This window comes from Phenylobacterium aquaticum, from assembly GCF_947378715.1.
In the GTDB taxonomy this organism is placed as follows: Bacteria; Pseudomonadota; Alphaproteobacteria; order Caulobacterales; family Caulobacteraceae; genus Phenylobacterium; species Phenylobacterium aquaticum_A.
On record NZ_CANCLE010000208.1, the window covers coordinates 1 to 5,694 of the forward strand.

Here is a 5,694-nt window from a genome sequence, read left to right on the forward strand (position 1 = left end):
CGCCTCGGCCGACGACCTGATCACCTGGGCGCGCACCGGCTCGCTGATGATGATGACCTTCGGCCTGGCCTGTTGCGCGGTGGAGATGTTCCAGGCGTTCGGGCCGCGCTACGACCTGGAACGTTTCGGCTTCGCGCCGCGCGCTTCCCCGCGCCAGAGCGACGTGATGATCGTGGCGGGAACCCTGACCAACAAGATGGCCCCGGCGCTGCGCAAGGTTTACGACCAGATGGCCGAGCCGCGCTATGTGATCTCGATGGGCTCCTGCGCCAATGGCGGCGGCTATTACTATTTCAGCTATTCCGTGGTGCGCGGCTGCGACCGGATCGTTCCGGTCGACATCTATGTGCCCGGCTGCCCGCCCACCGCCGAGGCCCTGGTCTATGGCGTGCTGCAGCTGCAGAAGAAGATCCGTCGCACGGGGACCATCGAGCGATGAGCTGGCCGGTCACCGACGAAACCTTCGAGACCCTGGGCCAACAGATCCTGGCCGACGGCGCGGGCGCCTTTGCCGACGCGACCGTGGCCTTCGGCGAACTGACCCTGACCGGCCCGGCCGGCAAGGTGGTCGAGGCCCTGACCCTGCTGCGCGACAAGTTCGGCTTTCACCAGCTGATCGACCTCTCGGGCGTCGACTATCCCGACCGGCCGCTGCGGTTCGACGTGGTCTATCACCTGCTGTCGATGACCCGGAATTCGCGAGTCCGCTTCAAGGTGCAGACCGACGAGGACACCGCCGTCCCCACCGCCACGGGGGTCTTCCCCTGCGCCGACTGGTATGAGCGCGAGACCTTCGACATGTACGGCGTGTTCTTCTCCGGCCATCCGGACCTGCGCTGCATCCTCACCGACTACGGCTTCCACGGGCATCCGCTGCGCAAGGACTTCCCGATGACCGGCTATGTCGAGCTGCGCTACGACGACGAGCTCAAGCGCGTGGTCTATGAGCCGGTGAAGTCGGTCGAGTTCCGCAACTGGGACTTCATGTCGCCCTGGGAAGGGGCCGACTACGTCCTGCCGGGCGATGAGAAGGCCCCCCAAGCCGGAGCACCCAAGTGATGGCTGACGACGCCGCCCCCATCGCCTCGGTGACCGAAGCCGTCGTCGAGACCTCGCTCGTCCCGGAAACCCCGGTCCGCAAGTTCAACATCAATTTCGGCCCCCAGCACCCTGCGGCCCACGGCGTCCTGCGCCTGGTCCTGGAGCTGGACGGCGAGATCGTCGAACGTGTCGATCCGCACATCGGCCTGCTGCATCGCGGCACCGAGAAGCTGATGGAGTACAGGACCTACCTCCAGAACATCCCCTATCTCGACCGCCTCGACTATGTGGCGCCGATGAACCAGGAGCATGCCTTCTGCCTGGCCATTGAGAAGCTGCTGGGTCTTGAGGTGCCGATGCGCGGCAGCCTGATCCGGGTGATCTTCTGCGAGATCGGCCGGGTGCTGAACCACCTGCTCAATGTCACGACCCAGGCCATGGACGTCGGCGCGCTCACCCCGCCGCTCTGGGGCTTCGAGGAGCGTGAAAAGCTGATGGTGTTCTACGAGCGCGCGTCCGGCGCCCGTCTGCACGCCAACTATTTCCGGCCCGGCGGCGTCCACCAGGACCTGACTGAGAGCCTGATCGACGACATCGACGCCTGGGCCAAGGCCTTCGAGCGTCCGGTCAATGACATCGACAAGCTGATCACCGGCAACCGCATCTTCAAGCAGCGCAATGTCGACATCGGCGTGGTGACCAAGGAACAGGCCCTGGCCTGGGGCTTCTCCGGCGTCATGGTGCGCGGCTCGGGCATCGCCTGGGACCTGCGCCGCTCGCAGCCCTATGAATGCTACGACGAGTTCGAGTTCGACATTCCGCTCGGCCTGAACGGCGACTGCTACGACCGCTACCTCTGCCGGATGCAGGAGATGCGGGAGTCGGTGAAGATCATCCGCCAGGCCATCGCCCGCCTGCGCCTGACGCCCGGCCCGGTGCTCACCGAGGACAACAAGGTCTCTCCGCCCCGCCGTGGCGAGATGAAGACCTCCATGGAAGCCCTGATCCACCACTTCAAGCTCTACACCGAGGGCTTCCGCACGCCGGAGGGCGAGGTCTACGCCGCCGTGGAAGCGCCCAAGGGCGAGTTCGGAGTGTTCCTGGTCTCCGACGGCTCGAACAAGCCCTATCGCGTCAAGCTGCGGGCCCCGGGCTTCCCGCACCTGTCGGCCATGGACTGGATGAACCGCGGCCACATGCTGGCCGACGTCTCCGCCATCCTGGGCTCGCTGGACATCGTGTTCGGGGAGGTCGACCGTTGAGCGGCTTCAGCCCCCTCGAAGTCGCGCAGTTCCAGCTCGACGCCTATAACGCCCAGGATCTCGACGCCTTCTGCGGCTGGTACGCCGATGATGTGGTGATCGCCGACCTCAATGGCGCGGTGACCACGCAAGGCATCGAGGCTCTGCGCGCCCGCTACACCAAGACCTGGGGCGAGTTCCCCCAGAACAAGGTGGCGCTCAAGGGCCGCATCGCGGTGGGAAACACCGTGATCGACCATGAGCTGGTCATCCGCAAGCCGGGCGGCGACACCTTCGAGGTGGCCGTCGTCTACACCATCGCGGACGGCAAGATCGCCCGCGCAGACTTCGTGAAGTGAGGCTCTCTTGAGCGTTCGCCGCCTCTCCCCGAACCAGCCCGACAGCTTCGCCTTCACGCCGGAGTCGGAAAAGCTCGCCCTCTGGTGGATCGCCAAGTTCCCGGCCGCCCGCCAGCAATCGGCGGTCCTGCCGCTGCTCTGGCTGGTCCAGAAGCAACAGGGCTGGGTGTCCGAGCCCGCCCTGCGCGTCGTGGCCGAAAAGCTCTCAATGCCGGTGATCCGGGTCTACGAGGTCGCCACCTTCTATACGATGTTCATGCTGGAGCCGGTCGGCTCCAAGGCCCTGGTCCAGGTGTGCGGCACCACGCCCTGCATGCTGCGCGGGGCCGGCGACCTGATCGCCGTCTGCCAGAAGAAGTTCGGCAATCGCGACCACCTGTCCGCCGACGGCCAGTTCTACTGGCAGGAAGTCGAGTGCCTGGGCGCCTGCTCCAATGCGCCGATGGCCGCGATCAACGACTATTACTACGAGGACCTGACGGCCCAGAGCTTCGAGGCGATTCTCGACGACTTCGCGGCCGGCAAGTCGCCCGCGCCGGGCTCGGCGATCGGGCGCCAGGGCGCGGCCCCCGAGGGCGGCCCGCTGGTGCTGAGCGATCCCAAGCTCTACGACGGCTCCGCCGCCAAGCCGATCAAGACGCTCCCCAACGCGCCGCCGAAGCCCAAGGGCAAGGCCGCGAAGGAGCCCGCCGCGTGATGATTTTCGCCGCGCAAGACATGTCCATCGCCGGGTCCGCCCGTGCGAACAGGGGAGAGTAGGGGATCGTGGTCGGAATCCTGGAAGACAAGGACCGCATCTTCACGAACGTCTATGGCCTCCATGACTGGGGCCTGGAGGGCGCGAAGGCGCGTGGGTGCTGGAACGCGACGCGCGACATGCTGGCTCAGACGCCGGAATGGCTCTGCGACCAGATCAAGAATTCGGGTCTGCGCGGTCGTGGCGGCGCGGGCTTCTCCACGGGCCTGAAGTGGACCTTCATGCCCAAGCAGGAGAGCGACCGCCCGCACTATCTGGTGGTCAATGCCGACGAGTCCGAACCCGGCACCTGCAAGGACCGCGAGATCCTGCGCAACGATCCGCACCTGTTGATCGAGGGCTGCCTGATCGCCGCCTACGCGATCCGGGCGCACACGGCTTACGTCTATATCCGCGGCGAATACGTCTTCGAGCGCGAGCGCCTGGAAGCGGCGATCAAGCAGGCCTATGCGGCCAAGCTGATCGGCAAGGGCAATGTCCACGGCTGGGACTTCGAGCTGCACGTCACCCACGGGGGCGGGGCCTATATCTGCGGCGACGAAACCGCCCTGATGGAAAGCCTGGAAGGCAAGAAGGGCCAACCGCGCCTGAAGCCGCCGTTCCCGGCCGGCGCGGGCATCTATGGCTGCCCGACGACCATCAACAATGTCGAATCGATCTCGGTGATCGGCACGATCCTGCGCCGCGGCGCCGAGTGGTTCGCGGGCTTCGGCCGGCCGAACAACACCGGCACCAAGCTGATGGCCATCTCCGGCCACGTGATGAAGCCCTGCGTCGTCGAAGAGGCGATGTCGATCCCGCTGCGCCAGCTGTTGGAAGACCATTGCGGCGGCATTCGCGGCGGCTGGGGCAACCTCAAGGCGGTGATCCCCGGCGGCTCCTCCGTCCGCATGATCCCGGCCCACGAGGCCGAGACGGCGCTGATGGACTTCGACAGCCTCTCCGCGCTCAAGTCCGGCCTCGGCACCGCCGCCGTCATCGTCATGGACCAGTCCACCGACATCGTGAAGGCGGTCGCCCGGCTCTCCTATTTCTACAAGCATGAGAGCTGCGGCCAGTGCACGCCGTGCCGTGAAGGCACAGGCTGGATGTGGCGAGTGATGGAGCGAATGGCGACCGGCGAGGCCGAGATGCGTGAGATCGACATGCTGCTCGACGTGGCCAGTCAGGTCGAAGGCCACACCATCTGCGGCCTCGGTGACGCGGCGGCCTGGCCGATCCAGGGTCTGTTCCGCCACTTCCGCCACGAGGTGGAGGAGCGGATCACCAACTATCGCGCCGGCAAGCCCTTCGTTCAGGGCGCCACGCTCCAGGCGGCGGAGTAAGAGATGCCCAAAGCCAAGGTCAATGGCGTCGAGGTCGAGTTCGAACCCGGCATGACGGTTCTGCAGGTGGCGGAGCTGGCCGGGGAAGAGATCCCGCGCTTCTGCTATCACGAGCGCCTGTCCATCGCCGGCAACTGCCGCATGTGCCTGGTCGAGGTGAAGCCCGGTCCGCCGAAGCCCCAGGCTTCGTGCGCCCTGCCGGCCGCCGACAACCAGGAGATCTTCACCAATACGCCGATGGTGAAGAAGGCCCGCGAAGGGGTGATGGAGTTCCTGCTCATCAACCACCCGCTGGATTGCCCGATCTGCGACCAGGGCGGCGAGTGCGATCTGCAGGACCAGGCCATGGGCTATGGCCGCGACGACAGCCGCTACGCCGACAACAAGCGCGCGGTCGAAGAGAAATCGATGGGGCCGTTGATTAAGACGGTCATGACCCGCTGCATCCAGTGCACCCGCTGCGTCCGCTTCATCACCGAAGTGGCCGGGGTGCCGGATATCGGTCTGATCTCGCGCGGCGAAGACGTTGAAATCACGACCTATCTCGGCAAGGCTGTCGCCTCCGAGCTGTCGGCCAATGTGATCGACCTGTGCCCCGTCGGCGCTCTGACCTCCAAGCCCTACGCCTTCAACGCCCGGCCCTGGGAGCTGAAGAAGACCGAGAGCGTCGACGTGATGGATGCGCTGGGTTCGGCGATCCGCGTCGACAGCCGTGGTCCCGCCGTGCTCCGTGTCCTTCCCCGGTTGAACGAAGAGATCAACGAGGAGTGGATCAGCGACAAGACCCGCTACGCGGTCGACGGCCTCTCCCGCCAGCGCCTCGACCGGCCCTATCTGCGTGAGAACGGCAAGCTGCGCCCCGCGACATGGGCCGAGGCCCTGGCCCTGGTCGCCGACAAGCTGAAGGCCGCCCCCGCCGACCGCATCGGCGTCATCGCCGGCGACCAGCAGGACGCCGAATCCATGAAGGC

Annotated in this window: 7 protein-coding genes; all 7 read left to right on the forward strand. The window is 66.1% G+C overall.

Annotated features, from left to right (window positions below; translation table 11 throughout):
* On the forward strand, positions 1 to 439 hold a 439-nt coding region (locus Q7P21_RS18870), incomplete at its 5' end, for an NADH-quinone oxidoreductase subunit B family protein (RefSeq protein WP_304179493.1).
* Complete coding sequence (locus Q7P21_RS18875; RefSeq protein ID WP_304179499.1) at positions 436 to 1,059, forward strand: NADH-quinone oxidoreductase subunit C; 624 nt, start codon at positions 436 to 438, stop codon at positions 1,057 to 1,059. The genes Q7P21_RS18870 and Q7P21_RS18875, both read left to right, overlap by 4 nt.
* Positions 1,059 to 2,303 (forward strand): NADH-quinone oxidoreductase subunit D, encoded by a 1,245-nt coding sequence (locus tag Q7P21_RS18880; protein WP_304179504.1) that lies wholly within the window; start codon positions 1,059 to 1,061, stop codon positions 2,301 to 2,303. Before Q7P21_RS18875 ends, Q7P21_RS18880 begins: the two co-directional genes overlap by 1 nt.
* Positions 2,300 to 2,641 carry a nuclear transport factor 2 family protein gene (locus Q7P21_RS18885; RefSeq protein ID WP_304179511.1) on the forward strand — a complete coding sequence of 114 codons (342 nt, stop codon included), beginning with the start codon at positions 2,300 to 2,302 and terminating at the stop codon, positions 2,639 to 2,641. The genes Q7P21_RS18880 and Q7P21_RS18885 overlap by 4 nt, the downstream gene beginning before the upstream one ends.
* A 7-nt stretch (positions 2,642 to 2,648) precedes the next feature.
* On the forward strand, positions 2,649 to 3,338 hold the full coding sequence (nuoE, locus tag Q7P21_RS18890) for an NADH-quinone oxidoreductase subunit NuoE (RefSeq protein WP_304179515.1): 690 nt from the start codon (positions 2,649 to 2,651) through the stop codon (positions 3,336 to 3,338).
* A 68-nt stretch (positions 3,339 to 3,406) separates the two neighbouring features.
* A complete protein-coding gene (nuoF, locus tag Q7P21_RS18895) occupies positions 3,407 to 4,723 on the forward strand; it encodes an NADH-quinone oxidoreductase subunit NuoF (RefSeq protein WP_304179521.1) in 1,317 nt (438 codons plus the stop codon).
* A 3-nt stretch (positions 4,724 to 4,726) separates the two neighbouring features.
* The coding region (nuoG, locus tag Q7P21_RS18900; protein WP_304179528.1) for an NADH-quinone oxidoreductase subunit NuoG at positions 4,727 to 5,694 on the forward strand (968 nt) is incomplete at its 3' end.